Genomic DNA, 24,323 nt, shown 5'->3' on the forward strand with positions numbered 1-24,323 from the left:
CTACTTCGCCCACGAGCGCGAGGTCTTCGCCCGCAACGGCATGTGGCTGACGGCCGGCGAGTGGGGCGGCCCCAAGGACACCGAGACGGTCCAGACGCGGCTGATCCGCTACCGCACCGTCGGTGACATGTCCTGCACGGGCGCCGTCGACTCCGAGGCCACCACGCTGGACGCCGTCATCGCCGAGATCGCCGCCTCCCGCCTCACCGAGCGGGGTGCGACCCGCGCCGACGACAAGATGTCCGAGGCCGCGATGGAAGACCGCAAGCGCGAAGGGTACTTCTAGCCATGACGAGCACGACCGAGCAGTTCGCCGAGTTCGCCGACGTCTCGGCGACCACCCTGCTGCGTTTTGCGACCGCCGGATCCGTCGACGACGGCAAGTCCACCCTGGTGGGCCGGCTCCTGCACGACTCCAAGTCGGTCCTCACCGACCAGCTGGAGGCCGTGGAGGCCGCGTCCCTCAAGCGCGGCCAGGAGGCGCCCGACCTGGCGCTGCTGACGGACGGCCTGCGGGCCGAGCGTGAGCAGGGCATCACGATCGACGTGGCCTACCGCTACTTCGCGACCCCGCGGCGCCGGTTCATCCTGGCCGACACCCCCGGGCACGTGCAGTACACCCGGAACATGGTCACCGGCGCCTCCACCGCCGAGCTGGCCGTGGTCCTGGTCGACGCGCGCAACGGTGTGGTCGAGCAGACCCGGCGGCACGCGGCCGTCGCGGCGCTGCTGCGGGTCCCGCACGTGGTCCTGGCTGTCAACAAGATGGACCTCGTCGACTACGCGGAGCCCGTCTTCGCCAAGATTGCCGAGGAGTTCACGACGTACGCCTCCGAGCTCGGCGTCCCGGAGATCACCGCGATCCCGATCTCCGCGCTGGCCGGCGACAACGTGGTGGAGCCCTCCGCCAACATGGACTGGTACGGCGGCCCGACGGTCCTGGAACACCTGGAGACCGTTCCGGTCAGCCACGACCTGACGGCCTGCCACGCGCGCTTCCCCGTGCAGTACGTGATCCGTCCGCAGACCGCCGAGCACCCGGACTACCGGGGGTATGCGGGTCAGATCGCGGCCGGTGCCTTCCGGGTCGGCGAGCAGATCACCGTCCTCCCCTCGGGGAAGACGTCCACGATCACCGCGATCGACGCGCTGGGCGAGTCTGTGGACATCGCCTGGGCGCCGCAGTCGGTCACGCTCCGGCTCGCCGACGACATCGACATCTCGCGCGGCGACCTCCTCGCCCCGAGCGGTGACGCCCCGGCGACCAGCCAGGACGTCGAGGCGACGGTCTGCCATGTGGCGGACCAGCCGCTGACCGTGGGCCAGCGGGTGCTGCTCAAGCACACCACCCGTACGGTCAAGGCGATCGTCAAGGAGATCCCGTCCCGGCTGACCCTGGACGACCTCTCCCAGCACCCCGAGCCGGGACAGCTGGTCGCCAACGACATCGGCCGGGTGAAGGTCCGTACCGCCGAGCCGCTCGCGCTCGACGCGTACGCCGACTCGCGCCGTACCGGATCGTTCCTGCTGATCGATCCGGCGGACGGCACCACGCTCGCAGCCGGCATGGCGGGCGAGTCCTTCGCCACCGCCAAGGCCGTGGTCGTCTCGAACGCCGCGGACGACGAGGGCTGGGACTTCTGAGATGACGTACGACGACGTCTACCGCACCTTCGCCAAGGAGGGCGGCCGCGTGGGTTCCGGCGCCCTCGGCGCGGGCCGCGGAGGGGTCGCGCGATGTGCGAGCTGACGACGCCCATGCGCCGGGTACAGGGCGCGCTGCCGCTTCACTCGTACCACGAACGACATAGCCGAAGAAGCCTTCGAAGACCCTGAGGGGAACCACCCGTGCCTGCCTCCCGTACCACCCTGCGCCGCTCCTTCGCCGCCGCCGCGGCTCTGCCGCTGCTGATCGGCGCGCTCGCCTCGTGCGGGTACGGGTCCCAGGCGAAGAGCGACGAGAAGAAGGTGGCCCCGAAGGGTGCGAAGCTCTCGGCGGACACGGTCCGGGTCGGCTACTTCCCGAACCTGACCCACGCCACGGCCCTGGTGGGCGACGCAGAGGGCATCATCCAGAAGGAGCTGGGCGGTACGGAGCTGAAGGCGTCGACCTTCAACGCCGGTCCGTCCGCGATCGAGGCGCTGAACGCCGGCTCGCTCGACATCGGCTTCATCGGTCCCTCCCCGGCGATCAACGGCTACACCAAGTCCCAGGGGAAGAATCTGCGGATCATCGCCGGTTCGGCCTCCGGTGGTGTGAAGCTGGTCGTGAACCCGGACAAGATCAAGACCCTGGACGACGTCAAGGGCAAGCGGATCGCGACGCCGCAGCACGGCAACACCCAGGACGTGGCCTTCCTCAACTGGATCTCGGAGAAGGGCTGGAAGGTCGACGCCCAGAGCGGCAAGGGCGACGTCTCCGTGCTCCGTACGGACAACAAGGTGACCCCGGACGCCTACAAGTCCGGCTCGATCGACGGTGCCTGGGTGCCGGAGCCGACCGCGTCCAAGCTGGTCAGCGAGGGCGGGAAGGTACTGCTCGACGAGTCCACGCTGTGGCCCGACAAGAAGTTCGTGATCACGAACATCATCGTGTCGCAGAAGTTCCTCACCGAGCACCCGGACGTCGTGGAGGCGGTGCTGCGCGGCTCGTCGAAGACGAACGAGTGGATCAACGCCAACCCGGACAAGGCCAAGGCGTCGGCCAACGCCAAGCTGAAGGAACTCACCGGCAAGCCGCTGAGCGCCCAGGTGATCGACAGTGCGTGGCCGTCGCTCCAGTTCACCGACGACCCGCTGGCCGCGACCCTCCGGGCGCAGGCCGACCACGCGGTGAAGGCCGGTCTCCTCAAGGAGCCCGACCTCGACGGCATCTACGACCTGGGGCCCCTCAACAAGGTCCTGAAGGCGGCGGGCCGGCCCGCGGTCTCCGACGCCGGTCTCGGCGTCAAGTAACAAGTCCGCAGCTCATACCCAGGAGGTGACGACCATGGCCACGACCGCGACGCTCGCCAAGGCCGAGGACCGTACGGCGGTGACGCACGCCGCCCGTATCGAGCATGTCTCGAAGTCCTTCGGCGGACCCGCCGGCGGGCAGCTCGTCCTCGACGACATCTCGCTCGATGTCGCCCCGGGCGAGTTCGTCACCCTCCTGGGGGCCTCGGGGTGCGGCAAGTCCACCCTGCTCAACCTGGTCGCCGGGCTCGACCGGCCGTCCGCGGGGTCCATCGAGACCCCCGGCGGCCGGCCCGCCCTGATGTTCCAGGAGCACGCGCTCTTCCCGTGGCTCACCGCGGGCAAGAACATCGAACTCGCGCTGAAGCTGCGCGGGGTGCCGAAGTCCGAGCGCCGCCCGGAGGCCGAGCGCCTGCTCGAACTGGTGCGGCTCTCGGGCTCGTACCGCAAGCGGGTGCACGAGCTGTCCGGCGGCATGCGCCAGCGTGTCGCCCTGGCCCGGGCGCTCGCACAGGCCAGCGACCTGCTGCTGATGGACGAGCCGTTCGCGGCGCTCGACGCCATCACCCGGGACGTGCTGCACGACGAGCTGACCCGGATCTGGCGCGAGACGAACCTGTCGGTGCTGTTCGTGACCCACAACGTGCGTGAGGCCGTGCGCCTTGCCGAGCGCGTGGTGCTGCTGTCGTCCCGGCCGGGGCGGATCGCGCGGGAGTGGACCATCGACATCCCGCAGCCGCGCCGTATCGAGGACGCCGACGTGGCGGAGCTGTCCGTCGAGATCACCGAAGAACTGCGTGGGGAGATCCGCCGTCATGGCCAGCACTGATACGAAGACCGACGATCTGGCCGGTCTGGAAGCGGGCCTCGACGCGCTGGACGCGGTGCAGGTCCGCCGTACGCCGGTGCGCGAGGTCCTGCTGAAGAAGGTGCTGCCGCCGGTCACGGCCGTCGTGCTGGTGCTTGTGGTCTGGCAGCTCCTGGTGATGGCCGAGGTCACCGACCAGTCCAAGCTTCCGTCGCCGTCCGCGGTGTGGGACAGCCTGACCACCATGTGGCTGGAGGGCACGCTCTTCGGCATCCTCTGGACGAGTGTGTCGCGTGCGCTGCTCGGCTTCCTGCTGGCGCTCGCCATCGGTACGCCGCTGGGGCTGCTGGTCGCCCGCGTGAGGTTCGTCCGCGCGGCCATCGGGCCGGTGCTCGCGGGTCTGCAGTCGCTGCCGTCGGTGGCCTGGGTCGCCCCGGCCGTGCTGTGGATCGGCCTCAACGACAGCATGATGTACGCGGTGATCCTGCTGGGCGCCGTACCGTCGATCGCCAACGGCCTGGTGGCCGGTGTCGACCAGGTCCCGCCGCTCTTCCTGCGGGCCGGTCGCACGCTCGGCGCCACCGGCCTGAAGGGTGCCTGGCACATCGTGATGCCGGCCGCGCTGCCCGGCTACTTGGCTGGTCTGAAGCAGGGCTGGGCGTTCTCCTGGCGGTCGCTGATGGCCGCCGAGATCATCGCCTCCTCGCCCGATCTGGGCCTGGGCCTCGGCCAGTTGCTGGAGAACGGCCGGAACAACTTCGACATGCCGGGGATCTTCCTCGCCATCATCCTGATCCTGCTCGTCGGCGTCGCCATCGACCTGCTGATCTTCAGCCCGCTCGAGCGTGCGGTGCTGCGCGGCCGCGGTCTGCTGGTGAAGAGCTGACCATGAGCGCCCCTGTTCTCCTCGTCATCGCCCACGGCAGCCGCGATCCGCGGCACGCGGCGACCGTGCACGCGCTGGTGCGCGGGGCCAGGGCGCTGCGCCCGGGGCTGCGGGTGGAGACGGCGTTCCTGGACTTCAACCTCCCGTCGGTGCCAGGGGTGCTCGACCGGCTCGCGGCCGACGGGGTACGGGACGTGGTGGCGCTGCCGCTGCTGCTGACCCGGGCCTTCCACGCGAAGGCCGACATCCCCGCCGTGCTGCGGCAGGCCCCGGCGGGCCTGCGGATCCGCCAGGCGGAGGTGCTCGGCCCCTCGCTGCTGCTGGTCGCGGCGGTGGAACGGAGGCTGTACGAGGCCGGGCTGACCCCCGGCGACAAGCGCTCGACCGGGGTCGTCCTGGCCTCGGCGGGCTCCACCGACCCGGAGGCGATCGCAGCGATCGCACATACGGCGCGGGAGCTGCGGCGCACCGGTTGGTGCTCCGTGCGGCCTGCGTTCGCCTCCGCATCTCTGCCGAGGACCGAGGACGCGGTCCGGGCGATGCGCGCCGACGGCGTGCGCCGCGTGGCGGTGGCCCCCTATGTCATCGCCCCGGGCCGCCTCCCGGACCGCATCGCGGCGGGCGCGGCGGAGGCCGACGTCCTGGCGGACGTCCTCGGCCCGTCGCCCGAACTGGCCCGGCTGCTCGTGGAGCGGTACGAGGAGTGCGGGGCGCCGCGCGCGGCGGACCTGACGGCGCGGGCCGCCGGCTAGGACCTGGCGGCGCGGGGTCGCCGGTTAGGGCTGGGACCTGGGGTCGCGGCCGCTGGTGGCGAGGGCGTGGTCGAGGTCGGAGGCGTTCTCCGGGGCCGTGCCCGGGGCGGCGAAGCCGTCGTACTGGCGGTAGACCTCGGCGTGTTCCTCGACGACTCCGCGTACGAACGTTCCCGTCGCGTCGGGGACGGTGAAGTCCTGGCCGGTGGAGCGGGCCAGGTCCCAGCCGTGCAGGGTGAGTTCCTTGACGATCAGCGCGGCGATCACCGGCGCCGGCATGGTCACATAGCCGGTGTCCACGTCTCCCTCCCAGGCGTCCGGCTTCTCCCAGGCGGCGAGCGCCCGGTCGAGCTGGGCCGCGTACCGCTCCGCCCAGTCGGCGTCGGCCGCGAAGTCCCGCTGGACGGTGGACTCGGGGAGCTGCGTGCGCAGGGCCCGGTGCTCCAGGCCGTGCGCGGAGTAGAGGACGAGATGGTTGACGAGCTCGCGTACCGTCCAGTCGGCGCAGACGGACGGCCGGCCGAGCTGGTCGGCGGTGACGCCGCGGGCGACGCGGGCTGCCTCGGCGGCAGCGACGGTGAGGTGGGCGTGAATGTCGTTCATGCCGCCGAGGCTACGAAGCGTCGCGTCCCCGGTCTTGAAGAATCGCGACACGGTGCGCTCAGCTGAAGTCGAGACCGCCGGTGCGGGTCCGCTTGAGCTCGAAGAGGTCGGAGTGGCCGGCGAGCACGCGGAAGCTGTCGAAGAGCTCGGCCGCCTCCGTGCCGCGCGGGATGGCCCGCAGGACCGGTCCGAACCAGACGGTTCCGTCGACATGGATGGTCGGCGTGCCGACGTAGCCGTCCGCCGCGGGGTCCTTTCCGGCGTCGTGGCTGCGCCGGACCGCCTCGTCGTACGACGTGTCATGGGCCGCCGCGGCGAGTTCGGCGGGGAGGCCGCATTCCGCGAGGGACTCGGCGATCACGGCGTCGAAGTCGTCGTTCTTGTCCTGGTGGATCCGGACGCCGTAGGCGGTGTAGAGGCCGCGCAGGACGTCCTCACCGTGCTGCTCGGCGGCCGCGGCAGCCACCCGCACCGGGCCCATGGTCCTGTCGACGAACGCCCGGTAGTCGTCGGGCAGCTCGCTGCCCATGTTGAGGAGGTACAGGCTCATCACCCGGAAGCGCAGCTCGATGTCGCGGTGCTGTTCGACCTCGAGCATCCAGCGGGAGGCGATCCAGGCGAAGGGGCAGGCGGGGTCGAAATAGAAGTCGACGACGGGTTTCGGCTGCGTCTCTATGGTCATGGAAGGAGCGTAGCCCAGCAGTGGCAGCCCGGACCGGTCCACTCACGCCCCCGTCGAGTGGGCCACTTCCCGCCGGCCGGCGGCGCCTGGACGCGCTCAGGCCCGCGTCATCTCCACGAGCTTGACCACGGTGTTCCAGTTGCGCGAGGTGGCCACGATCCCCTTGACGAGGGCGGGCCGGGAGAGCGCCTCGCCGAGCTTGGACTGGCCGAGGCCGCGGGGCGCGTAGAGGTAGAGCGCGCGGTCGCCGAGCCGGAACTCCTCGGGGAGGAAGGCCTTCTGGTCGATCGAGGCGAACCGCTCGGGGCCGACCGGTTCGGAGAAGTACGTGACGTGGAGCTGTCGGCCCTCCAGCTCGGCGGCCGGGAACGGGCAGGCCTCGGCGACGGCGGCGAGATACGCGTCGTCGCGGACGAGGCAGTCGACGCGGAAGCCGAACCGCTTCTCGATGGCGTCCTCGATCGCGGTGGCCAGTTCGTCGTCGCTCAGCGTGTCGGTGTCGGTGGTGAAGACGACGTTCCCGCTCTGCAGATAGGTCCGGACGTCGTGGTGGCCGAGCCCTTCGAGGACTGAACGGAGGTCCGCCATCGGCACCTTGCGGTGTCCGCCCACGTTGATTCCGCGCAGGAGCGCGGCGTACGTCGTTGTCATGACCGACACGATAAGGCGGCCGCCGCGCCCCGTGGGGGAGGGCACGGCGACCGCCGGTCCATCGGGTGGTGCCGCTACTCGACGATCTTGAGCAGCTTGTTGGCCGTGCCCTCGCTCGGGTTGCTGATCTTGTCCGGAGTGGCTCCGGCGACCAGCGCCTCGGCGACCTGGTCCGGCGTGGCGTCCTGGTGCGCCGCGAGGTAGACGGCGGCGGCGCCGACCACGTGCGGGGTGGCCATGGACGTGCCGGAGATGGTCTTCGTGCCCTCGTCGCTGTCGTTCCACGCCGAGGTGATCTCCGAGCCCGGGGCGTAGAGGTCCACCACGGAGCCGAAGTTGGAGAAGCTGGACTGCTGGTCGTCCTCGGTGGAGGAGGCCACGGTGATCGCCTCCTGGACGCGGGAGGGGGAGCCCTCGCCGGCGTCGGAGGACTCGTTGCCGGCGGCGACACCGAAGGTGACACCGGAGGCAATGGCCTTCTTCACGGCCTCGTCGAGAGCCGGGTCGGCACCTCCGCCGAGGCTCATGTTGGCGACGGACGGGCCCTGGTGGTTCTGGGTGACCCAGTCGATGCCCGCGATGACCTGCTCGGTGGTGCCGGAGCCGTTGTCGTCGAGGACGCGGACGGCGACGATCTTCGCCTTCTTGGCGACGCCGTGCGCGGCGCCGGCGATGGTGCCCGCGACGTGGGTGCCGTGGCCGTTGCCGTCCGAGGCGTCGTCGTCGTTGTCGACGGCGTCGAAGCCGGAGGTGGCGCGGCCCTCGAAGTCCTTGTGCGTGATGCGGACTCCGGTGTCGATGACGTACGCCGTGACACCCTCGCCCGCGCTGTCGGGGTAGGTGTACTTCTTGTCGCCCGCGGTGTCGGTCTGGTCGACCCGGTCCAGACCCCACGACGGCGGGTCGGTCTGGGTCTCGTTGATGGAGAACTTCTTGTTCTGGACGACCTTGGCGACGGCCGGGTCGGCGGCGAGGCGCTTGGCCTCGGTCTCCGTAAGGCCGTTCACCGAGAAGCCGTTGACGGCGGAGTCGTAGCTGCGGCGCAGGGTGCCGCCGTACTCCTCCGCGAGCTCGCCCTTGTCGGCCTTCTCGTCCAGCAGAACGATGTAACTGCCTGCGACGGCGCCTTCGACGCCGAGCCCGTGAACCGTTCCGAGGGCGGGCGTGGGGGCCGCGCCGGCGAACGGGCTGGTGAGGACGGTGACTCCGGCCGCGGCCGCGATCGCGGTCGAGACGGCGATGAGCTTCGTCCGGCGGACACGCTTGTGTATTGCCATGAAGAGGGGTCTCCTCGTCAGGATTTGTGGGGGGTTGAGCCACCGGAAGGAAACTCTCCGGCGGCTGCCTCGAAACCCTTGCTCATTGACGAGTGCAAATCAAGACCTTCATGCAGCTGTGACTTAGTCAACAAGCCTTCGTAATAATAAAATCGGCCAACTCGCCCAAGTCCGGCACGCGTTAAGGCCACCGGGTTTCACCCCGGGGGCCATCGATACGCAGGGTTACGGGAGTTCGACGTTGGCCGGAATCGTCCCCAGCTCCGCCGGTTCGACGAACGCCTCAGTCCGCATTCGTCGGGAGTACGCCGATCTGCCTGTCCGGGGTGTCGAGCCACACAGTGTTCTCGCCGCCGGTCACGGTCAGCCCGTACCGCTCGACGCCGGGCCGGCCGTCGGCGAGCCACGTCGCGGCGATGTCTTCCAGCTGGCTCCACAGCCGCTGAGGGCCGCCCTCGTAGGCGCGCGGGGAGCCTGCGGGGCTGGTTTCCAGGACGGCCCACGAGCCGTCCGGGTGGAGGAACCAGCGGCCCGACACGTCGCCGGACGTGAGCCGGAGCCGGGTGATGCCGGGCATCGCGATCTGCGCGGCCCACATCAGCGCAGGGCTCTCCACCGCGCCCGGGTCGACCTGCACATCGACGGGCTCGGCGGAGTCGCGGTCGGCGAGCGCGGCCCGCATCAGCGGCCCGATGTCCGGGCGAGCGAGCTCGCGCGACAGCATGAACGACACCTGCCCGTTGAGGAACAGGCCCTCCGCCTTGCCGTCACCGGTCTTGACGAGCCGGATGTACCCGTACGCGTCCAGGCCTCCGTCAAGTGATACGAGAATCGCCCCGCCCTCCTCGGTCTGCTCGACCCACGACGCCGGCACGTGGCTGGGCGAGTACGCCGCGATGACCCCGCCGTACGGGGCACCGTCCCAGCAGCCCTTCCCGGCGTCCCCGGCCAGGAGCCGAGGCCGGTAGCCGAGGGACGCCAGCCGCTCGCGGACGAGGGCGGACAGCCGCGGATCGTGCTCGCAGCTGGTCACGAACTCGTCGCCGTATCGGGCACACGCGAGGGCGGTCGAGTAGCCGGTACCGCTGCCGGCCTCGTAGATCCGCCGCCCCTCAGGCACGTCGAAGTCCTCGAACATGCCGACGACGACGCCGGGCAACGTGGACGAGCTCGTCGGCACACCAGTGACGCCCTCGCCCGCGACGGTCGTGGTGCCGTGGTCGAGCTGAGTGACCCACGTCTTGTTCTGGTAGACGAGGGTCAGCCACCCGTTCTCGCCGCTGTCGCGACCGACCTTGGTGTAGCGGGTGATGCCGTCCGTGCCGGTCCCGTCGGTGAAGAACTCCGGCAGAAACACCTCCCGGGGAACCGTCTCGACAGCCTTCCGCCAGTGCGGCGACCGCAGCGACCCGTCGGCCTCCAGCTCGTCGGCGAGCCCGGCTCGCAGGCTCCGCGAGGTCTCGTCGTCCTGAACGCTGAGGTCAGTCATGCATCGTGCCCTTCTCCAGGAGTTCCGCGATGGCGTGCGAGATGGGCACGCCGGTCTTGTGCTCGATCCACGACCACTGGCCGTTCGGGTTCACCTCCAGGAACCGCCACTGGCCGGACGGCGTCACGATGAAGTCGAACGCGCCGAAGACGAGACCGAATTGCCGCATGAACGCGGTCACAGCCTGCCGTACCCGGCCGGGCATGGTCGTCGGTTGGTAGGTGAGGCTCTTGTAGTCCGTGCGCCAGTCGATCCGGGCCGCGTCGGAGCCGGCGTGGATCTCCACAGCGAAGAACCGGTCGCCGACCACGGTCAGCCGCACCTCGTGCGCCTTGTCGAGCGAACGTGCGCGCCGCATCGGGGTCGTTGGTGATGATGCTGCGCGGGGGTTCGAGGCCGAGCCGCCGGGCCACGGTCAGCTGCCACGGCTTGTGGTTGGCGTCCAGGTCCCGCGCAGGATGGTTGATCCACAGGCACGGCAAGGACACGGCTACCCCAACGAAACCCGCCCGGGACTGGGCGGCGGCGAACCGCCGCCCAGCCTCGGACATGCTGTCGGGCAGCCGGAACTCCTCGGGCCTTCGGAAGTACACCGACCGCACCTTGGCCAGGTCGAGGGTGCGGTGCCGGTTGTCGAGCACCCCGCCCCAGCCCTCTCCGAGCGTCGCAGTCAGCGAGAGTTCCATAGGGAACCCAGCGGTGTCGCACCGGAACACCGGGATGCCCCGGGTATTGAGCCGGTCGACGACCATGTCCGCTGTCGAGTCGAGCTGGTTGGTGAGAACCAGCACCGTCCCGCCGTCAGGCTCCGTCACCTCGGGTTCTCCTAGTAGAAGTCGGTGCCCTCGTCGTTCTGGCTGTCGGAGTTGGTGTTGCTGCTGGTCTCACCGGCGGCCGTCATCGCCCACGGGTTGCCCTCGCGGGTGATGGCGATCTGCAGGTTCGTGTCGTAGGTGACGCCGTTGGTGTCGACCGGTTCGCTGGTCTGCCGTGCGGCGAACCGCATCGCGAACGGCTCCATCGGCGGCCGCACCACGGCCGCCGTAGCGATAGCGCTCAAGGCGCTCTCCTCTCTGATGTGACGGGTTCCGTAACCGCCCGGGACGGGCGGCCGGTGGTTCCCCGGCCCCAGGCGGGGCGGGGGGTCTCAGGGGCCGGCGCCGGGCCGGCCGAAGCCGATAGTGTTCTGCCGCTCGTGCGCCGCGTAGCGGGCCAGGTGGTCGACGGCCTTCGCCAACAGCCGCAGGTTCGCCGCCGGGTCGACCACGGGGTCTTCGGCGACTGCCCGTGCGTGGCGGACGGTGTTGACGGCGATGTCCCGGGCTCGGGAATCGGCCAACTTGTCGGCGTAGGCGTCGGCCGGGTCGGCGAGCGCCCGGATGTAGCCGCGCAGCCGGACCCGCAGCGCGTCGCACGCCGGGCCGGTCGGCCGCCCCCGGGCCAGGTCCAGGGCGAGCCGCACATCGGCGGCCATGTCGTAGCTCGTGGGCTGGGGAGTCGCCGCGTTCTGGCCGGGCATCACAGGAGCGGGGGGCGCGACGCTTTCCGCGTGGTTGGGGTCCAAGGGCTGCACGGGTCTGATCACCGTTTCCGTACGAGGGGCGTCGAATCTTCGGTGTGGTGTTGAGTCAACGCCTGAGCACAGGCCGTGAGGAGGTGCCAGGCTGTAGGCCAGCCGTAGGCCCGCGTGGGCCGGCCGGAGGGACCCTCACGTCCCCGGCATCAAGACGGAAAGGGGCGGGGGTGCCCGAGAGCCCGGACATCGGCGAGCTCATCCGGCAGGCGTGCGACGCGCGCGGCTGGGGGCCGACCAAGCTCGCCCGCGAGTTGGGCATCGCGGAAGGCCGGGGCCCGAACGGCGTCGACCGGCAATCGGCCCGCAGGTGGATGGTCGGCAAACGGGACCCGCGCTACTGGCTGCCGTACATCGTCGAAGTCCTCGACCTCAGCGCGGCACCGGCCGGAGAATCTTCCGGGTCTCTGGGCCTCGGCGCGGATACCGTGGCGTCAGTCATCGAGTTGGGAAGGAGCGACGTGCTACGGCGGAACTTCCTCGCCGCGACGAGCGCTTACGCTCTCGGCGCTCTGAATCTGCCGGACTCCGAGGCCATCACCCGCCGTGTCAACAAGCCAGGCGGCGTCAGCGTCGGTTCCGGCGAGGTCGCGGCGATCCGGCAGATGACCAAGGTCCTCGGCGACGCGGCCGCCGAGCTCGGCGGCGGCCACGCCCGACACCTGGCCGTGCGCTACCTCGTCGACGACGTCGAGCCGTGGCTGAACGGCTCCTACAAGGAGAAGACCGGCCGGGCCCTGTTCGCCGCCACCTCACAGCTCGTCCACCTCGCCGGCTGGATGGCCCAGGACGAGGGCAACGAGGGCCTGGCCCAGAAGTACTACGGCCACGCCTACCAGCTCGCCGCCGAGGCCGGCGACCCCGAACTCGCCGCGACCGCCCTCCGCGGCCTCGCAGTTCAGGCGATCGACCTCGGCCCGAAGTTCCACGCGATCGCCCTCCGCCTGTCCGAGCGCTGCGTCGAGGAGGCCAAGCACCTGTCCGACGGGCGGGCCGTCTCCTACTACCAGACGACCCTGGCGGACGCGGCCGCCATCGACGGAGACCGCCGCCTCGCCACCACGGCGCTCACGGCCGCCCAGAAGGCGATCGAGAAGACACCCGACGCCCCGCCCGGCGAGTCGTGGGCCTCCCACTTCAGCATCGGCCGATGGGCCCACCACTCCGGCATGATCCACGCCCGCCTCGGCGACCTCGACCAGGCCACCGAGCACCTGCACCAGGCCCTCGACATCCACGGCCTGGACCGGCGCCGCAGCCGCGCGATCGTCCTCGCCGACCTCGGCCAGGTCCACCTCCGCAGGGGTGACCTCGACTCGGCCCTGTCCGCCTGGACGTCGTTCATCGACTGCGCAGACGGCATCCGGTCGGTGAAGATCAGCGAGGCGGCCAACGACATGTTCGTCCGCCTCGACCGGTTCGTGGCTATGCCAGAGGCGGCCGAGCTCCGGGAACTCGCGAAACCGCTGCTGCCCGAGCAGGACGCCTGAGAGGCTCAGCACGCGTTAGACGGCAGATAAGGCCCATGGACATTGTGAACTGGGTCGAGACGGGCGTGTACGGCCTGCAGGCCGGTCAGCGGCCGGACAGCACGGTCGTCACCAAGACGGCTGGCGGCATCAGGCCCGGCGAGCTCGCCCGGCTTGTGGCAGATCGCTGCGATGAGCGGCCCTGAGGTCGGCCCCACCGACCCGTGGACACCGGACCTGGCCCGCACTGTCCTTCAGGCCCTCGGCCTGCCACAGGCAGGCCCCATCGCGTAGTTCTCACTGATCAGGGGCCCGCTCCGTTACAGTCGCCAACACTCACGCCGACGTCCAGCGGCTCTCCAGGCTGGTCACCACTGGTTCATTGCCCTCAGCTCACTGATCGGCACTGGATGGCTGGGGCCCGGTAGCGGGCGTCTGCGGCCTTGGATGGTCGGCACACCAACGCTGATGCCAACCTCGAATTTTCCTCAGTGGCGCTCTTCGCCCCAGTTGGTTCTCGAAGCGAACCAACTGGGGAAATGCGGGAGCGGGAAGTGGAAGGAGGCTGATCGGTGGGTACCTGACTGGCGGCTACGACGAGCTCGTTACGGGAGCAGGGCCGCCACGCCGTCCATGATCCGCTCCAGGCCGAAGTCCAGCGCATCCCCGGCTTGTGGCGTGAAGGCGCCCTCTGCGACCGCTGCCGTGAGGGCGGGAAAGCGGTCCGCGTGGCGTTCCAGGACGTCGGCCGTGAGGTGGGCCCACTCCCCGTTCGCGGCCTCGTCGTGTTCGACGGTCTGCTGGGCGATGTTGCGGATGTGGCCCACGAGCAGTAGGAACGTGTCATGCCGCTGGGGGGCTGACAGGCCGGTTCCGGCGAGCGCGGCCAACGCGGTGTCCAGCCAGCCGAGTTGATGGGGGCCCATGATCTGGCGGCGCATGCCGGTGGCCGTCAGGATCCACGGGTGGCGGCGGTACACGGCCGAGCACTGGCGGGCCCACTCGGTCAACTGCGGGCGCCATCCGCCGGGGATGTCGGCGACTGGGACCGGGGGGCCGATCGCGAGGTCGACCATCAGGTCGACGAGTTCCGCCTTGCCGGGGACGTACCGGTAGAGCGCCATCGCGGTGACGTCGAATTCCTTGGCGACCCGCGCCAGCGAGACCGCGTCCAGGCCCTCTTTGTCGGCGATCGCGATCGCCGCCTCGGCGATCCGGCCTACGGTCAGCGAGGGCTTCGGACCCCGGCTCGACTGCCCCTGCTCGCCCCACAGCAGCGCGAAGCTCGCCTTCGCGCCGCCGCCCTGCTTCCCCGTCGACTTCCGGGGCTCTGTCGCGCTCATCCTCAACTCCCTCACCGTCACGTGTTGACGCCACACATTAACTGTTTATAACGTATAGCCAACTGATTACGGCATACACAGTTTATGGACGCGGATCTCAGGGAGTCGTCATGCTCGCCACCATCGTCGCCACCTCCGCCGCCGCACTCCTCGCCGCACCGACGGCCGGAATCCTCGGCCACCGAGCCCTGAAGCGCTCCCACAACGCCTCCCTCATGAAGGTCGACAGCCCGAACGGCATCGACGAGCAGGGCTTCGTCCGCATCGGCGGCATCGACCAGTGGGTCTCGGTCCGCGGCGAGGACGTGGCCAACCCTGTCGTCCTGGAGCTGCACGGCGGCCCCGGCGCCTCGACCGCGATCTTCGGGCCGCGCACCAGATCCTGGGAGAAGCACTTCACGATCGTCCGCTGGGACATGCGTGGCACCCTCAAGACCCTCGGCCGTAGCGGAGCCGACGGACAGGGCGAGATGACCTTCGAGCGGATCTACGCGGACGCGGTCGAGGTCACCGACCACATCCGCACCCGCCTCGGCGTCGACAAGGTCGTCCTGCTCGGCCACTCCTACGGCAGCGCCTTCGGCCTGCGGCTCGCCCGCGAGTTCCCCGAGCGCTACTCCGCGTACGTCGGCACCGACCAGAACATCCACGACTCCGGCCGCGACAAGTCCATACACCAGGCACTCCTTGCCCGACTGCGGGCGGCCCGAAAACACGAGGAACTCGCGGCGGTCGAGGCCCTGGAGGCCGACAAGCACAGCTGGACCGCCCGCGAGCGCGCGATGCACGCCAAGTTGCTGGCCACCAGCGACCCGCTGACCCTGGACACGATGAAGAAGGTCGTCATGGGGTCCCTGTGGCTCTCGCCGCTGCACTCGCTGCGCGAGCTGGGGCACTTCGTCAAGGGCATGAGCTTCTCGGAGCAGGTCACCGCAGGCACGTCGGGGTTCGACGACTGGGCGGACGGTACCGAGTTCGAGATCCCGTTCTTCTTCTTCCAGGGCGAGAAAGACGTCCTTACGTCGCCCGACCTCGCCCGCCGCTTCTTCGACGACGTCCATGCCCCGGTCAAGGACTTCGCACTGATCGAGGACTGCAGCCACTTCGCGGCGTTCCGCCGGCCGGAGCGGTTCCTCGACCTGCTGCTCGCTCACGTACGGCCGGTGGTGGTCGCCGGCGAGTCAGTTGCTGCAGCAGACATCTGAACGGGTTGCGGCCAGCGGGCCCGGGCCCGGAGCGAGCCATCCAGACACCCCAGAGCACCACCCGACGGGTGGGGAGATCAACTGAGCAGGTTTGGCCACGTCATGAGCACCATCTGGGGAGATTGAAGGTTCTGTCCGCACTTCCGTGAACGACGTTCGAGCGCCTTGACTGGCGGATCGTTCCTCCGGGGCAACTCTCGATGGTGGGGGTTACTGCTCGATCGATCGAAGAGTTGCTGTTCCCAGGTGTCGACGGTGTTGCGGTGGAAGACGTCACGACGGACGACTACCTGGTCGTCGTGCGAGCTTTCAGTCGAACAGTTCTGCGGCCATGCTCCGCCTGCGGGATCCGGTCAAGACGTGTGCACAGCCGTTACGAACGGAGGATCTCCGATCGGCCCGTTGCTGGCAGGTCGGCGGTCATTCTGCTGACGGTACGCCGGTTCTTCTGCGTCAACAGCGAATGCGAGCGCCGGACGTTCGTCGAGCAGGTTGATGGGGTCAGCGAGCGATACCGCCAGGCCAGCACGGGGCTTCGCCAGCTATTGCATGCCATCGCGGCGGAACTCGTAGGACGTCCCGGATCCAGGTTGTGCCGAAAGATCGCCGCGCCGGCGGGGAGAATGCGACTGCTCCGGCTCCTACACGCTCCGCCCGTTTCGCAGCAGGCACCGCGCTACCACCCGCACGGTGTCTCCCACGGTCGGAGTGCGGTCCAGGATGTGCGTTGACGGAGCGTGCCTGCTCCGGGAACGTTCAGGGAACGCGGGCCGGTGAGACTTCAAGGCATACGCGCCGTGGACCCGGCCCGACCGTCGGCCGGCGAGGCGCGGGACCGAGGAGGCTTCGATGACCAGCACGCGACTCGCGGTGGGCGACCGGGCTCCCGACCTGGCCTGCACCACGCTGACCGGGGAGAAGGTGTCCCCCGTCGGGCGGCCCGGGCAGACCGTGATCCTGAAGTTCTACCGCTTCGCCAACTGCCCGCTGTGCAACCTGCACGTACGGGAATGGGTGCGCCGCGCGGACGAGGTGCGGGCCGCGGGCCTGACCACGCTCGCCGTGTTCCACTCCCCCGTCGAGGCGATCCGCTCCCAGCTCCTCAAGGGCGCCGAGATCCCGTTCGACGTGCTCGCCGACCCGGAGAAGCGGCTGTTCCGCGCGTACGGGGTCGAGGAGTCCCTGGGCGGGATGCTCCACGCGAAGGTCATGGGCGACAACATGCGGGCCATGGGCGCCGGTTACCTCGGCATGCTGCCCTTCGGGCACGAGGGCGGTATCCGGGGGCATCCGGCGGACTTCCTGATCGGCCCCGACGGGGTGGTCCGCATGGCGCACTACGGGGCCCACTACGCCGACACCCTCTCGGTCGACGACGTGCTCGCTGCCGCTACGCCGACAACGCCCGCACCGCCGCCAGCGGCCGCACCGCGCCGAGGCGGTCGAAGGTGACCGCCGCGTCGTCCAACAGGGCCCGGTCCTCGGTGCTGGTGCCCGTACGGGTGTCCGGGAAGGCCGACGCCGCCTGAACCTTCGAGCGGGCCGACCAGAACGGCTGCCCGGCCCGCTCGTAGAGCCGGGCGGCCGCCAGGAAGTGCGTCCGGGCGGCGGCCGGGTCCTCCTGCGCCGTGGCCCGGGCGCCCTGCGCGGTCTCGGCCATCGCGCTCCAGGCCGAGCTGCTGAACATCCCGGCGACCTCGGCCGCGGCCCCGGCCCGGGTGACGGCTCCGTCCAGGTCGCCGAGCGCGGCGAAGGCCTCGGCGGCCACCGGGTTGAGCAGCGCCGAGCAGCTCGGGCAGCTCCCGTCCCGCTCGTCAGCCACCGCCGCCGCGCGCACCGCCCGCAGCGCCTCGTCCGGAGCGCCCCGCTCCAACGCGTCGAACGCGGCCGTCGCGTACAGCCGCCCCCAGGCGTGCCGGGCCATCGTCCCGGCCGAGGCGAGCGCCATCCCCCGGTGCAGGCAGTCGGAGACCCTGGCGCTGTCCCCGCGTCCGGCGGCGAGTTCACCGAGCCGCTGCCAGGGCAGCACCCCGGATCGGCTGTCGAGCGAGCTGTGGAGCTCCACGCTGCGTTCGAGGCAGCCCGGCGCCTCGTCCCAGCGGCCCTGGAGCAGCAGCGCCTCGCCCAGCAGGCACCAGGCGAAGGCCTGGGCGCGGCGCGCTCCGCGAGCTTCGGCGAGATCCAGCGTGTCGCGGGCGTAGGCCTCCACCGTCTCGGACAGGCCGTCGCCGTACAGGTGGTACTGACCGATGCAGCAGTGGATGTCGAAGATCCGGGCCAGCTGGGCGTCGGTGTCGGCCGTCTCGCCGAACCGCTCGATCTCCAGCTGGAGCCCTTCCCGCCAGGCGCCCCGGTAGTGGCAGACGATGGCGAGGGTCTCGCTCGCGGCGGCCACGTCCGCGCCGGTGCCGAACCGCTCGGCGGCCTTGAGGCTCGCCTCCGCGCGGTCCTGCGCCCCCTCCATGTCGCCCGTCTCGTACAGCCAGGTGGCGCGGGCTCCGGCGATCCGGCCCGCCTCGGCCTCGTCGTCCAGGTGCGCGACGACGGTCTCGGCGGCGCGCAGGTGGGGTTCCGCCTCGGCCGGGTGGTGTCCCATGAGGTGCGCGGTGGCCGCCTTGCGGTGGCGCCGGGCGGGTACGGCCTCGTCGTCGCCTGGCAGCCGGGCGGCCGTGCCGAAGGCGGCCGCAGCGCCCGCTGCGTCCCCGGACAGCACCCGCAGGTCCCCCACCTGCTCCCACAGCTCCCCGGTGAGTCCGGCCGGCTGCTCGGCGAGGCCGGCCCTGATCCGCTCGAAGAGCCGCTGCGTGCGGACGTCGGGCACGGCGTCCACCTCGTCGGCGAGGGCTCCACGCAGCCGCTCGTACACGGCGAGGGCGTCATGGCGGCGCCCGGCGAGCGCGTGGACGCGCATGAGCGCGGAGGCCGCGTCCTCGTTCGTCGCGTCCTCGGCCAGCACGGTGTGCAACGCGGCGGCGGCCCCGTCCAGGTCCGCCCGGGCCTCGAGCAGCCGGGCGTGGCCCACGAGCAGCGCGAGGTGTTCGGCGTGCAGGGCCTCGCGGCGGTCCGCCACCCAGTCCTCGTACCGGAACTCGGGCAGCAGCTCGCCGCCGTACCGTGCGATCGCAGCCTCGTAGGCGCTGGGGTCCTTCTCCCGGCGCGCGGCGAGTGCGGCCCCTTCGAAGGCGTCCACGTCGACCTCGGTGAGCGTCGCGGGGGCGAGGCGGAGCAACTCGTCGACGGAGGCGATGTACGTGTAGGTGGCCGCGGGGTCGGGGTCGAGGACCCGGCGCGCCTCGTGGAGGGTCTTGCGCAGCTGGTTCGCTCCGGCGGAGGGGGACAGATCCGGCCACAGGGCGTCGAGGAGCTGGTCGCGGAGCAGGCGGTGGCCAGGGGCGAGGGCCAGCAGGGCGACGAGCGCCTTGGCCTTGCGCAGCCGCCACCGCTCGTCGGCGATCTCGCGGCCGCCCACCTCGGCCAGGAAGCCGCCGAGCAGTTGAATGCGCAACGCATTCTGCCCGCTCATACCTGCAAATCTAGTCCTCCCCTGCCGTCCCCGCGTCCCGTCCTCCCGTCCCGTCCTCCCGTCCCGTCCTCCCCTGCCGTCCTCCCGTCCCGTCCTCGCGCGGCTCAATCTCGCTGGTAGCGGGCGAGGACGAGGTTGCCGTCCTTCTCCAGGCGCTTGCGCAGCTCCGCCGCGTCGATCGCGCCGCTGTAGTACTCCTGGTAGGCCGGGGTGGCGACCTTGTCCTTCCACTCCGGATAGCCGCGGACCGACTGCGCGGGCGCCGAGCGCAGATGCTCGGCCACGGCGGCGCCGGTCGCCCAGCCGTCCTTCGCCGTGTGCAGGGACGGGTCCGCGAGTGCGGCCGTCCCGGTGGGCAGCATCCAGTCGCCGCGGGCGAGGCGGACCATGTTGGCCGGCTGGAGGAAGAAGTCGAGGAAGGCCGCCGCCTCCTTCTTGTGCGGGCTGTCCTCGGCGATGGAGAGTGTCTGCGGGCTGACGCCCTGGGCGAGCCCGTTCTGCCCGGCGGGCGCGGGCAGGACGATCCACTCGAAGCCCTCCGGCGCCTGCTGGGCGATCTGCTGGCGGTACGAGAAGCCGAGCGGGACCATCGCGTACTTTCCGCCGAAGAAGCCCGGCAGGGCGTCCGATCCGCCGGTGCCGAGGGTGGAGCGCGAGGCGCTGAGGTCGCTGTTCACCTGGTCGTGGATGGTCCCGGGCACGATGTCGTCCCGCTCGGTGAAGCGGAGGGTCACCTTGCCGTCGGCCCCGCGGTGGAAAAGCTGTCCGCCGGCCGAGAGCCCCAGGTTGAGACTGACCGAGACCGGCTCCTTGAGCGGCCAGGCGATCGCGTATCTCCCCTGGCCCATCTTCGCCGTCAGGTCGTGGGTGACCTGCCGGAACTCCTCCCAGCTCCAGGGCTTCTCGGGGGTGGGAATCCGTACGCCCGACGACTCCAGGATCTTCTTGTTCGCCATGATCATGCGCGGTTCCTGGAGGAAGGGAACGCCGAAGATCCCGTCGCCGAACGTCGTCGTCTCCCAACTGCGCGCTGGAATCTCGGACTTCAGGCGTGAGGGCAGGAGGTCGGTCAGGTCGGCGAGGTAGCCGCCGTAGGCGAAGTCGGCCAGGTCGTCGGAGGCGTCGTGGATGATGTCGGGCGCCTCGCCGCCCTCGAAGGAGGTGAGGAGCTGGTCGTGGACGGAGTCCCAGCTGCCCTGGACGTAGTCGACCTGGATGTCGGGGTGCGCGGCGTTCCACTCCGCCACCAGTTCCTTGTTGGCGTCGACGGACTCCTTCTGCCAGGCGAGCGACTGGAAGCGGAGCCGGATCGGGCCGCCGTCGGGTTCGTCCCCCGCCGAGCAGCCGGTGAGGAGCAGCGCGAGCGCGGCGGCGGTCGCCGCCAACCTCCGTACCCGCATCAGGACTTCACCGCCCCGGTCAGCATCCCGCTGGTGATGCGCTTCTGGATGATCGCGAAGATGACGAGCGAGGGGATCGTGGCGAGGAACGCGGCCGCCGCGAGCGGGCCGAGGTCGGCGACGCCCTCCGCGCCGAGGAAGTGCGTGAGGACGACCGGCAAGGTCTGCTTCTCCGGGGTCTTGAGCAGGACGAGCGCGAAGAAGAACTCGTTCCACGCGGTGATGAAGGCGAAGAGCGCGGTGGCGACGATGCCGGGGGCGAGCAGCGGGGCGGTGACCGAGACGAGCGTACGGAGCTTCCCGGCGCCGTCGACGGCCGCGGCCTCCTCCAGCTCGGGCGGCACGGCCCGTACGTACCCGGCCAGCATCCACAGCGCGAACGGCAGCGACCAGACGACGTACACCATGACCAGACCGAAGAGGCTGTTGATCAGGTGCAGGTTCTTAAGGACGAGGAAGAGCGGGATGATCACGAGCACGAACGGGAAGGCCTGGCTGATCACGACCCAGCCGGTGGCGGCCGTGGAGAGCCGGCCGCGGTGGCGGGCCATCACATAGGCCATGGGCGTGGCGATGACGACGGCGATCAGGGCCGCGGCGAGGGCGGCGACGAGGCTGTTCCCGGCGGCCTGGAGCAGCGGCTGCTCGTCGAACGCCTGCCGGAAGTTGGCGAGGGTCGGGTCCTCCGGGATCCAGGTCGGGTGGAGCGAGCCGAGTTCGGTCGCCGGCTTGAAGGCGGTGGAGACCAGCCAGAGGAACGGGAAGGCGAGGAAGACCAGGTACGCAAGGAGCGCGAGGTACTGGCCGAACCGCGCGGGTCTGCTGGTACGGAGTGTGCTCACCGGGCCTTCCCTCAACGTTCCTCCTTCAGCCGTCCGACGAGATAGAGGGCGAGGAGTACGGAGATGACGGCGACCATGACACACCCCATGGCGGCGGCGTAGCCGAACTGCCCGTAGCGGAAGGCCTCTTCGTAGGCGAAGAGCATGGGCAGCCGGGTGCGGCCGCCGGGTCCGCCGTTGGTCAGGACGTAGACCAGGGCGAAGGAGTTGAAGTTCCAGATGAAGTTGAGGGCCGTGATGGCGAGGGCGACCGGCTTGAGGGCGGGCCAGGTGACCGTACGGAAGCGGCGCCAGGCGCCCGCGCCGTCGAGGGCGGCGGCCTCGTGGAGTTCGTGCGGGGTGTTCTGGAGGCCGGCGAGCAGGGCGACCGTGGTCTGCGGCATGCCCGCCCAGACGCCGACGACGATCACGGCGGGCAGGGCGGTGGCGAGTCCGGTGAGCCAGTCGCGTCCGTCGCCGAGGCCCAGGTCGCGGATCGTCTCGTTGAGGATGCCGGCGTCGGGGTTGTAGACGAGCCGCCACATGATGCCGACGACGACCTCGGGCATGGCCCAGGGAATGATCGCGAGCGCCCGGGCCAGCCAGCGGAACCGGAGGTTCTGGTTGAGCAGGAGCGCGAGGCCGAGGGCGAGCAGGAACTGCGGGACGGTGACGCCGATGGCCCAGAGCAGGCCGATCCGGAACGAGTCCCAGAAGAGCGTGTCGTGCAGCAGGTCCTGGAAGTTGAGGGTGCCGACCCACTGGGTGGCCTGGGTGCGGCCGGACTGGGCGTCGGTGAAGGCGAGCGCGATGCCGTAGAGCAGAGGGCCGACGCTGAGGATCAGGATGGGGATGAGCGCGGGCAGCACCAGGAACCAGGCGCCGTGGTCCCGCCCGGCACCGCGTGGTCTCTTGCCGGCGGCCGCTGGTCCGCCGGACCGCTTCGTCGCGGTCGCCACACTCACAGCACACTCATAGAGTTGACCCCTTATGCGCCTGTTGCCACACCGCACCGGCCTCCGTCATGGTCCTGACGGTCCGTCGGCCCGTCAAGGCCACCTGCGCGGATGCGAGACTTTGGCTGATTTCGCACAGGCCGGGCGCCCCGGCCGGGAGGGACGGAGCGACGCATGGACGAGGCACGGGCACGGGAGATCCTGGCCGCCGCGGGGCTGCCGGCCCGTGATCCGGAGGCGTTCCTGCTCGCGCTCGGAGAGAACGCGGTCTTCGCCGTGGGCGCGTTCGTGGTGAAGATCGGCCGGGGCGAGGAGCTGCTCCCCCGCGCGGAGCGGGAGCTCGCGCTCGCGGAGTGGCTGGCGGAGACGGACGTACCGGCCGTACGGGCGGCGGAGCCGAAGCCCCGCCTCGTCGACGGCCACCCGGTCACCCTCTGGCACCGGCTGCCCGAGGCCGTCCGGCCGGCCGAGCCGCGGGACCTGGCGCCCCTGCTGCGGCGCATCCACGCCCTGCCGGAGCCGGAGGGCTTCACGCTCCCGCCCCGCGACCTCCTCGGCGGTGTGGAGCGATGGCTGCGGCTCGCCGGCGACGCGATCGACCCGGCCGACGCGGCCTTCCTGCGCGAGCGGCGCGACTCCTTCGCCCCGTCGGCGGCCGCGCTCACCCCGCACCTCACCCCCGGCCCGATCCACGGCGACGCCCTCCCCCGCAACGTCCATGTCGGCCCCGAAGGGCCGGTCCTGGTCGACCTGGAGACCTTCTCCTCGGATCTGCGCGAACACGATCTGGTGGTGCTCGCCCTCTTCCTCGACCGGTACGGACTCGATCCCGGCGCGTACGACGCCTTCACCGAGGCCTACGGCTGGGACGTACGGGAGTGGGACGGGTGCGCGGTCCTGCGCGGGGCCCGGGAGACCGCGAGCTGCGCCTGGGTGGCCCAGCATGCGCCGACGAACCCCAGGGCGCTGGCCGAATTCGAGCGGCGCGTGGCGTCGCTGCGGGAGGGTGATCCCACGGTCCGGTGGTACCCCTTCTGACATCATGTCGGGGTCGGCTCGCGAATTCCCACTCACGAACGGGGTGTTGTGATGCGCGTGGAACTGTCCGAGGTGACGCTCGACGTCGAGGCGAGCGGAGACGGTCCGACCGTCCTGCTCGTGCACGGCTTCCCCGACAGCCACCATCTCTGGCGCCACCAGATGCCGGCTCTGACCGCGGCCGGGTACCGGTGTGTCGCTCCGACACTGCGAGGGTTCGGCTCGTCGGACCGACCGGAGGGCGGCCATGAGGCGTACCACCCGGCCAAGCACGTCGGCGACCTGCTCGAACTCCTCGCCCGCCTCGACGCCGACCGCGTCCATCTCGTCGGGCACGACTGGGGCTCGGGCATCGTCCAGGGCCTCGCCCAGATCGCGCCCGAGCGGGTGGCGTCGCTGAGCATCCTGTCGGTGGGACACCTGGCGGCCATCCGCGACGCGGGCTTCGAGCAGAAGCAGCGGTCCTGGTACATGATCCTGTTCCAGTTCCCGGGGCTCGCCGAGGACTGGCTCGCCCGGGACGACTTCGCCAACCTCCGGGAGATGCTGGGCGAGCACCCGGACGCGGACGCGATCGTCGAGCCGCTGCGGGCGCCGGGCGCGCTGACGGCCGCGCTGAACGTCTACCGGGCGGGCCTCCCCGCCGAGGTGCAGTTCGGTCCGCCCCTGCCCCTCCCGCCGCTGCCGGGTCCGGTCATGGGCGTCTGGTCCACCGGCGACCGCTTCCTCACCGAGCAGTCCATGACCGGCACCGGCAAGCACGTGGACGGCACCTGGCGCTACGAACGCGTCGAGCACGCGGGCCACTGGCTCCAGCTCGACCAGCCGGAACGGATCAACACGCTGCTCCTGGACTTCCTGGCGGAGAACCCGATGGGCTGACGGCGCCGGC

At 70.7% G+C, this 24,323-nt stretch carries 25 protein-coding genes and 2 pseudogenes; 13 read left to right on the forward strand and 14 right to left on the reverse strand.

The window, feature by feature from the left end; all coding sequences use genetic code 11:
- The 6 genes and pseudogenes from ACZ4VI_RS31300 to ACZ4VI_RS31325 form a co-directional block, all read left to right on the forward strand.
- Window positions 1-286, forward strand: a pseudogene (locus ACZ4VI_RS31300) (sulfate adenylyltransferase subunit CysD); the annotation flags it as partial.
- A 2-nt stretch (window positions 287-288) separates the two neighbouring features.
- Complete coding sequence (locus tag ACZ4VI_RS31305) at window positions 289-1,644, forward strand: sulfate adenylyltransferase subunit 1 (RefSeq protein WP_468004739.1); 1,356 nt, start codon at window positions 289-291, stop codon at window positions 1,642-1,644.
- Between the two features lie 204 nt (window positions 1,645-1,848).
- A complete protein-coding gene (locus ACZ4VI_RS31310; RefSeq protein WP_468004741.1) occupies window positions 1,849-2,955 on the forward strand; it encodes an aliphatic sulfonate ABC transporter substrate-binding protein in 1,107 nt (368 codons plus the stop codon).
- A gap of 34 nt (window positions 2,956-2,989) precedes the next feature.
- Complete coding sequence (locus ACZ4VI_RS31315; RefSeq protein WP_468004743.1) at window positions 2,990-3,784, forward strand: ABC transporter ATP-binding protein; 795 nt, start codon at window positions 2,990-2,992, stop codon at window positions 3,782-3,784.
- A complete protein-coding gene (locus tag ACZ4VI_RS31320) occupies window positions 3,771-4,649 on the forward strand; it encodes an ABC transporter permease (RefSeq protein ID WP_468004745.1) in 879 nt (292 codons plus the stop codon). The genes ACZ4VI_RS31315 and ACZ4VI_RS31320 overlap by 14 nt, the downstream gene beginning before the upstream one ends.
- A 2-nt stretch (window positions 4,650-4,651) precedes the next feature.
- On the forward strand, window positions 4,652-5,401 hold the full coding sequence (locus ACZ4VI_RS31325) for a sirohydrochlorin chelatase (RefSeq protein ID WP_468004747.1): 750 nt from the start codon (window positions 4,652-4,654) through the stop codon (window positions 5,399-5,401).
- Between the two features lie 24 nt (window positions 5,402-5,425).
- Here ACZ4VI_RS31325 and ACZ4VI_RS31330 read toward each other — a convergent pair whose 3' ends face one another.
- The 9 genes and pseudogenes from ACZ4VI_RS31330 to ACZ4VI_RS31370 form a co-directional block, all read right to left on the reverse strand.
- Window positions 5,426-6,004 carry a TIGR03086 family metal-binding protein gene (locus tag ACZ4VI_RS31330; protein WP_468004749.1) on the reverse strand — a complete coding sequence of 193 codons (579 nt, stop codon included), beginning with the start codon at window positions 6,002-6,004 and terminating at the stop codon, window positions 5,426-5,428.
- Between the two features lie 58 nt (window positions 6,005-6,062).
- Window positions 6,063-6,686 carry a mycothiol-dependent nitroreductase Rv2466c family protein gene (locus ACZ4VI_RS31335; RefSeq protein ID WP_468004751.1) on the reverse strand — a complete coding sequence of 208 codons (624 nt, stop codon included), beginning with the start codon at window positions 6,684-6,686 and terminating at the stop codon, window positions 6,063-6,065.
- Between the two features lie 96 nt (window positions 6,687-6,782).
- A complete protein-coding gene (locus ACZ4VI_RS31340; RefSeq protein WP_468004753.1) occupies window positions 6,783-7,337 on the reverse strand; it encodes a DUF1697 domain-containing protein in 555 nt (184 codons plus the stop codon).
- Between the two features lie 74 nt (window positions 7,338-7,411).
- Window positions 7,412-8,614: a S8 family peptidase gene (locus ACZ4VI_RS31345; RefSeq protein WP_468004755.1), complete on the reverse strand. Its 1,203-nt coding sequence runs from the start codon at window positions 8,612-8,614 to the stop codon at window positions 7,412-7,414.
- Between the two features lie 283 nt (window positions 8,615-8,897).
- Entirely contained in the window at window positions 8,898-10,103 is a 1,206-nt protein-coding gene (locus ACZ4VI_RS31350; protein WP_468004757.1) for a methyltransferase domain-containing protein, read from the reverse strand.
- Entirely contained in the window at window positions 10,096-10,461 is a 366-nt protein-coding gene (locus tag ACZ4VI_RS31355) for an MvdC/MvdD family ATP grasp protein (RefSeq protein WP_468004945.1), read from the reverse strand. The genes ACZ4VI_RS31350 and ACZ4VI_RS31355 overlap by 8 nt, the downstream gene beginning before the upstream one ends.
- Window positions 10,462-10,618: 157 nt before the next feature.
- A pseudogene (locus ACZ4VI_RS31360) lies at window positions 10,619-10,855 on the reverse strand (MvdC/MvdD family ATP grasp protein); the annotation flags it as partial.
- A 74-nt stretch (window positions 10,856-10,929) separates the two neighbouring features.
- Window positions 10,930-11,163, reverse strand: a complete 234-nt coding sequence (gene tgmA / locus ACZ4VI_RS31365; RefSeq protein ID WP_468004759.1) for a putative ATP-grasp-modified RiPP — start codon at window positions 11,161-11,163, stop codon at window positions 10,930-10,932.
- A gap of 87 nt (window positions 11,164-11,250) precedes the next feature.
- The gene (locus tag ACZ4VI_RS31370) at window positions 11,251-11,622 is read right to left on the reverse strand and encodes a DUF6415 family natural product biosynthesis protein (protein ID WP_468004761.1); all 372 of its coding nucleotides are present in this window, start codon (window positions 11,620-11,622) and stop codon (window positions 11,251-11,253) included.
- A 224-nt stretch (window positions 11,623-11,846) separates the two neighbouring features.
- On the opposite strand from ACZ4VI_RS31370, the gene ACZ4VI_RS31375 reads away from it, so the two are divergent.
- Window positions 11,847-13,166 carry a tetratricopeptide repeat protein gene (locus ACZ4VI_RS31375; RefSeq protein WP_468004763.1) on the forward strand — a complete coding sequence of 440 codons (1,320 nt, stop codon included), beginning with the start codon at window positions 11,847-11,849 and terminating at the stop codon, window positions 13,164-13,166.
- A 35-nt stretch (window positions 13,167-13,201) separates the two neighbouring features.
- Window positions 13,202-13,351, forward strand: a complete 150-nt coding sequence (locus ACZ4VI_RS31380; protein WP_468004765.1) for a hypothetical protein — start codon at window positions 13,202-13,204, stop codon at window positions 13,349-13,351.
- A gap of 399 nt (window positions 13,352-13,750) precedes the next feature.
- Here the strand turns inward: ACZ4VI_RS31380 and ACZ4VI_RS31385 are convergent, their stop codons facing one another.
- A complete protein-coding gene (locus ACZ4VI_RS31385; protein ID WP_468004767.1) occupies window positions 13,751-14,488 on the reverse strand; it encodes a TetR/AcrR family transcriptional regulator in 738 nt (245 codons plus the stop codon).
- A 110-nt stretch (window positions 14,489-14,598) separates the two neighbouring features.
- Between ACZ4VI_RS31385 and ACZ4VI_RS31390 the strand changes: the two genes are divergently transcribed.
- From ACZ4VI_RS31390 to ACZ4VI_RS31400, 3 genes are all read left to right on the forward strand, one after another.
- Window positions 14,599-15,693, forward strand: a complete 1,095-nt coding sequence (locus ACZ4VI_RS31390) for an alpha/beta fold hydrolase (protein WP_468004769.1) — start codon at window positions 14,599-14,601, stop codon at window positions 15,691-15,693.
- A gap of 200 nt (window positions 15,694-15,893) precedes the next feature.
- Window positions 15,894-16,424: a transposase family protein gene (locus ACZ4VI_RS31395; RefSeq protein WP_468004770.1), complete on the forward strand. Its 531-nt coding sequence runs from the start codon at window positions 15,894-15,896 to the stop codon at window positions 16,422-16,424.
- 118 nt (window positions 16,425-16,542) lie between these two features.
- A complete protein-coding gene (locus tag ACZ4VI_RS31400) occupies window positions 16,543-17,145 on the forward strand; it encodes a peroxiredoxin-like family protein (protein ID WP_468004772.1) in 603 nt (200 codons plus the stop codon).
- Here the strand turns inward: ACZ4VI_RS31400 and ACZ4VI_RS31405 are convergent.
- From ACZ4VI_RS31405 to ACZ4VI_RS31420, 4 genes are all read right to left on the reverse strand, one after another.
- Complete coding sequence (locus ACZ4VI_RS31405) at window positions 17,084-19,216, reverse strand: AfsR/SARP family transcriptional regulator (RefSeq protein WP_468004774.1); 2,133 nt, start codon at window positions 19,214-19,216, stop codon at window positions 17,084-17,086. The two genes, ACZ4VI_RS31400 and ACZ4VI_RS31405, sit on opposite strands and share 62 nt — an antisense overlap.
- 104 nt (window positions 19,217-19,320) lie before the next feature.
- On the reverse strand, window positions 19,321-20,616 hold the full coding sequence (locus ACZ4VI_RS31410; protein WP_468004776.1) for an ABC transporter substrate-binding protein: 1,296 nt from the start codon (window positions 20,614-20,616) through the stop codon (window positions 19,321-19,323).
- A complete protein-coding gene (locus ACZ4VI_RS31415; RefSeq protein ID WP_468004778.1) occupies window positions 20,616-21,458 on the reverse strand; it encodes a carbohydrate ABC transporter permease in 843 nt (280 codons plus the stop codon). The genes ACZ4VI_RS31410 and ACZ4VI_RS31415 overlap by 1 nt, the downstream gene beginning before the upstream one ends.
- Window positions 21,459-21,469: 11 nt before the next feature.
- Complete coding sequence (locus ACZ4VI_RS31420; RefSeq protein ID WP_468004929.1) at window positions 21,470-22,396, reverse strand: carbohydrate ABC transporter permease; 927 nt, start codon at window positions 22,394-22,396, stop codon at window positions 21,470-21,472.
- Window positions 22,397-22,567: 171 nt separating this feature from the next.
- Here ACZ4VI_RS31420 and ACZ4VI_RS31425 point away from each other — a divergent pair, with 171 nt between their 5' ends.
- Complete coding sequence (locus ACZ4VI_RS31425; RefSeq protein WP_468004780.1) at window positions 22,568-23,431, forward strand: phosphotransferase enzyme family protein; 864 nt, start codon at window positions 22,568-22,570, stop codon at window positions 23,429-23,431.
- A 51-nt stretch (window positions 23,432-23,482) separates the two neighbouring features.
- The gene (locus tag ACZ4VI_RS31430; protein WP_468004781.1) at window positions 23,483-24,313 is read left to right on the forward strand and encodes an alpha/beta fold hydrolase; all 831 of its coding nucleotides are present in this window, start codon (window positions 23,483-23,485) and stop codon (window positions 24,311-24,313) included.
- Window positions 24,314-24,323 lie beyond the last annotated feature (10 nt).

The organism is Streptomyces sp. NPDC029169 (assembly GCF_055563935.1).

Bases quoted from the DNA above. Each gene is read 5' to 3' on its own strand.
- ACZ4VI_RS31305 (WP_468004739.1), top strand. From the start codon at position 289: ATGACGAGCACGACCGAGCAGTTCGCCGAGTTCGCCGACGTCTCGGCG.
- ACZ4VI_RS31315 (WP_468004743.1), top strand. From the start codon at position 2,990: ATGGCCACGACCGCGACGCTCGCCAAGGCCGAGGACCGTACGGCGGTG.
- ACZ4VI_RS31320 (WP_468004745.1), top strand. From the start codon at position 3,771: ATGGCCAGCACTGATACGAAGACCGACGATCTGGCCGGTCTGGAAGCG.
- ACZ4VI_RS31325 (WP_468004747.1), top strand. From the start codon at position 4,652: ATGAGCGCCCCTGTTCTCCTCGTCATCGCCCACGGCAGCCGCGATCCG.
- ACZ4VI_RS31330 (WP_468004749.1), bottom strand. From the start codon at position 6,004: ATGAACGACATTCACGCCCACCTCACCGTCGCTGCCGCCGAGGCAGCC.
- ACZ4VI_RS31335 (WP_468004751.1), bottom strand. From the start codon at position 6,686: ATGACCATAGAGACGCAGCCGAAACCCGTCGTCGACTTCTATTTCGAC.
- ACZ4VI_RS31340 (WP_468004753.1), bottom strand. From the start codon at position 7,337: ATGACAACGACGTACGCCGCGCTCCTGCGCGGAATCAACGTGGGCGGA.
- ACZ4VI_RS31345 (WP_468004755.1), bottom strand. From the start codon at position 8,614: ATGGCAATACACAAGCGTGTCCGCCGGACGAAGCTCATCGCCGTCTCG.
- ACZ4VI_RS31350 (WP_468004757.1), bottom strand. From the start codon at position 10,103: ATGACTGACCTCAGCGTTCAGGACGACGAGACCTCGCGGAGCCTGCGA.
- ACZ4VI_RS31355 (WP_468004945.1), bottom strand. From the start codon at position 10,461: ATGCGGCGCGCACGTTCGCTCGACAAGGCGCACGAGGTGCGGCTGACC.
- ACZ4VI_RS31370 (WP_468004761.1), bottom strand. From the start codon at position 11,622: ATGCCCGGCCAGAACGCGGCGACTCCCCAGCCCACGAGCTACGACATG.
- ACZ4VI_RS31380 (WP_468004765.1), top strand. From the start codon at position 13,202: ATGGACATTGTGAACTGGGTCGAGACGGGCGTGTACGGCCTGCAGGCC.
- ACZ4VI_RS31385 (WP_468004767.1), bottom strand. From the start codon at position 14,488: ATGAGCGCGACAGAGCCCCGGAAGTCGACGGGGAAGCAGGGCGGCGGC.
- ACZ4VI_RS31390 (WP_468004769.1), top strand. From the start codon at position 14,599: ATGCTCGCCACCATCGTCGCCACCTCCGCCGCCGCACTCCTCGCCGCA.
- ACZ4VI_RS31395 (WP_468004770.1), top strand. From the start codon at position 15,894: ATGGTGGGGGTTACTGCTCGATCGATCGAAGAGTTGCTGTTCCCAGGT.
- ACZ4VI_RS31400 (WP_468004772.1), top strand. From the start codon at position 16,543: ATGACCAGCACGCGACTCGCGGTGGGCGACCGGGCTCCCGACCTGGCC.
- ACZ4VI_RS31405 (WP_468004774.1), bottom strand. From the start codon at position 19,216: ATGAGCGGGCAGAATGCGTTGCGCATTCAACTGCTCGGCGGCTTCCTG.
- ACZ4VI_RS31410 (WP_468004776.1), bottom strand. From the start codon at position 20,616: ATGCGGGTACGGAGGTTGGCGGCGACCGCCGCCGCGCTCGCGCTGCTC.
- ACZ4VI_RS31425 (WP_468004780.1), top strand. From the start codon at position 22,568: ATGGACGAGGCACGGGCACGGGAGATCCTGGCCGCCGCGGGGCTGCCG.
- ACZ4VI_RS31430 (WP_468004781.1), top strand. From the start codon at position 23,483: ATGCGCGTGGAACTGTCCGAGGTGACGCTCGACGTCGAGGCGAGCGGA.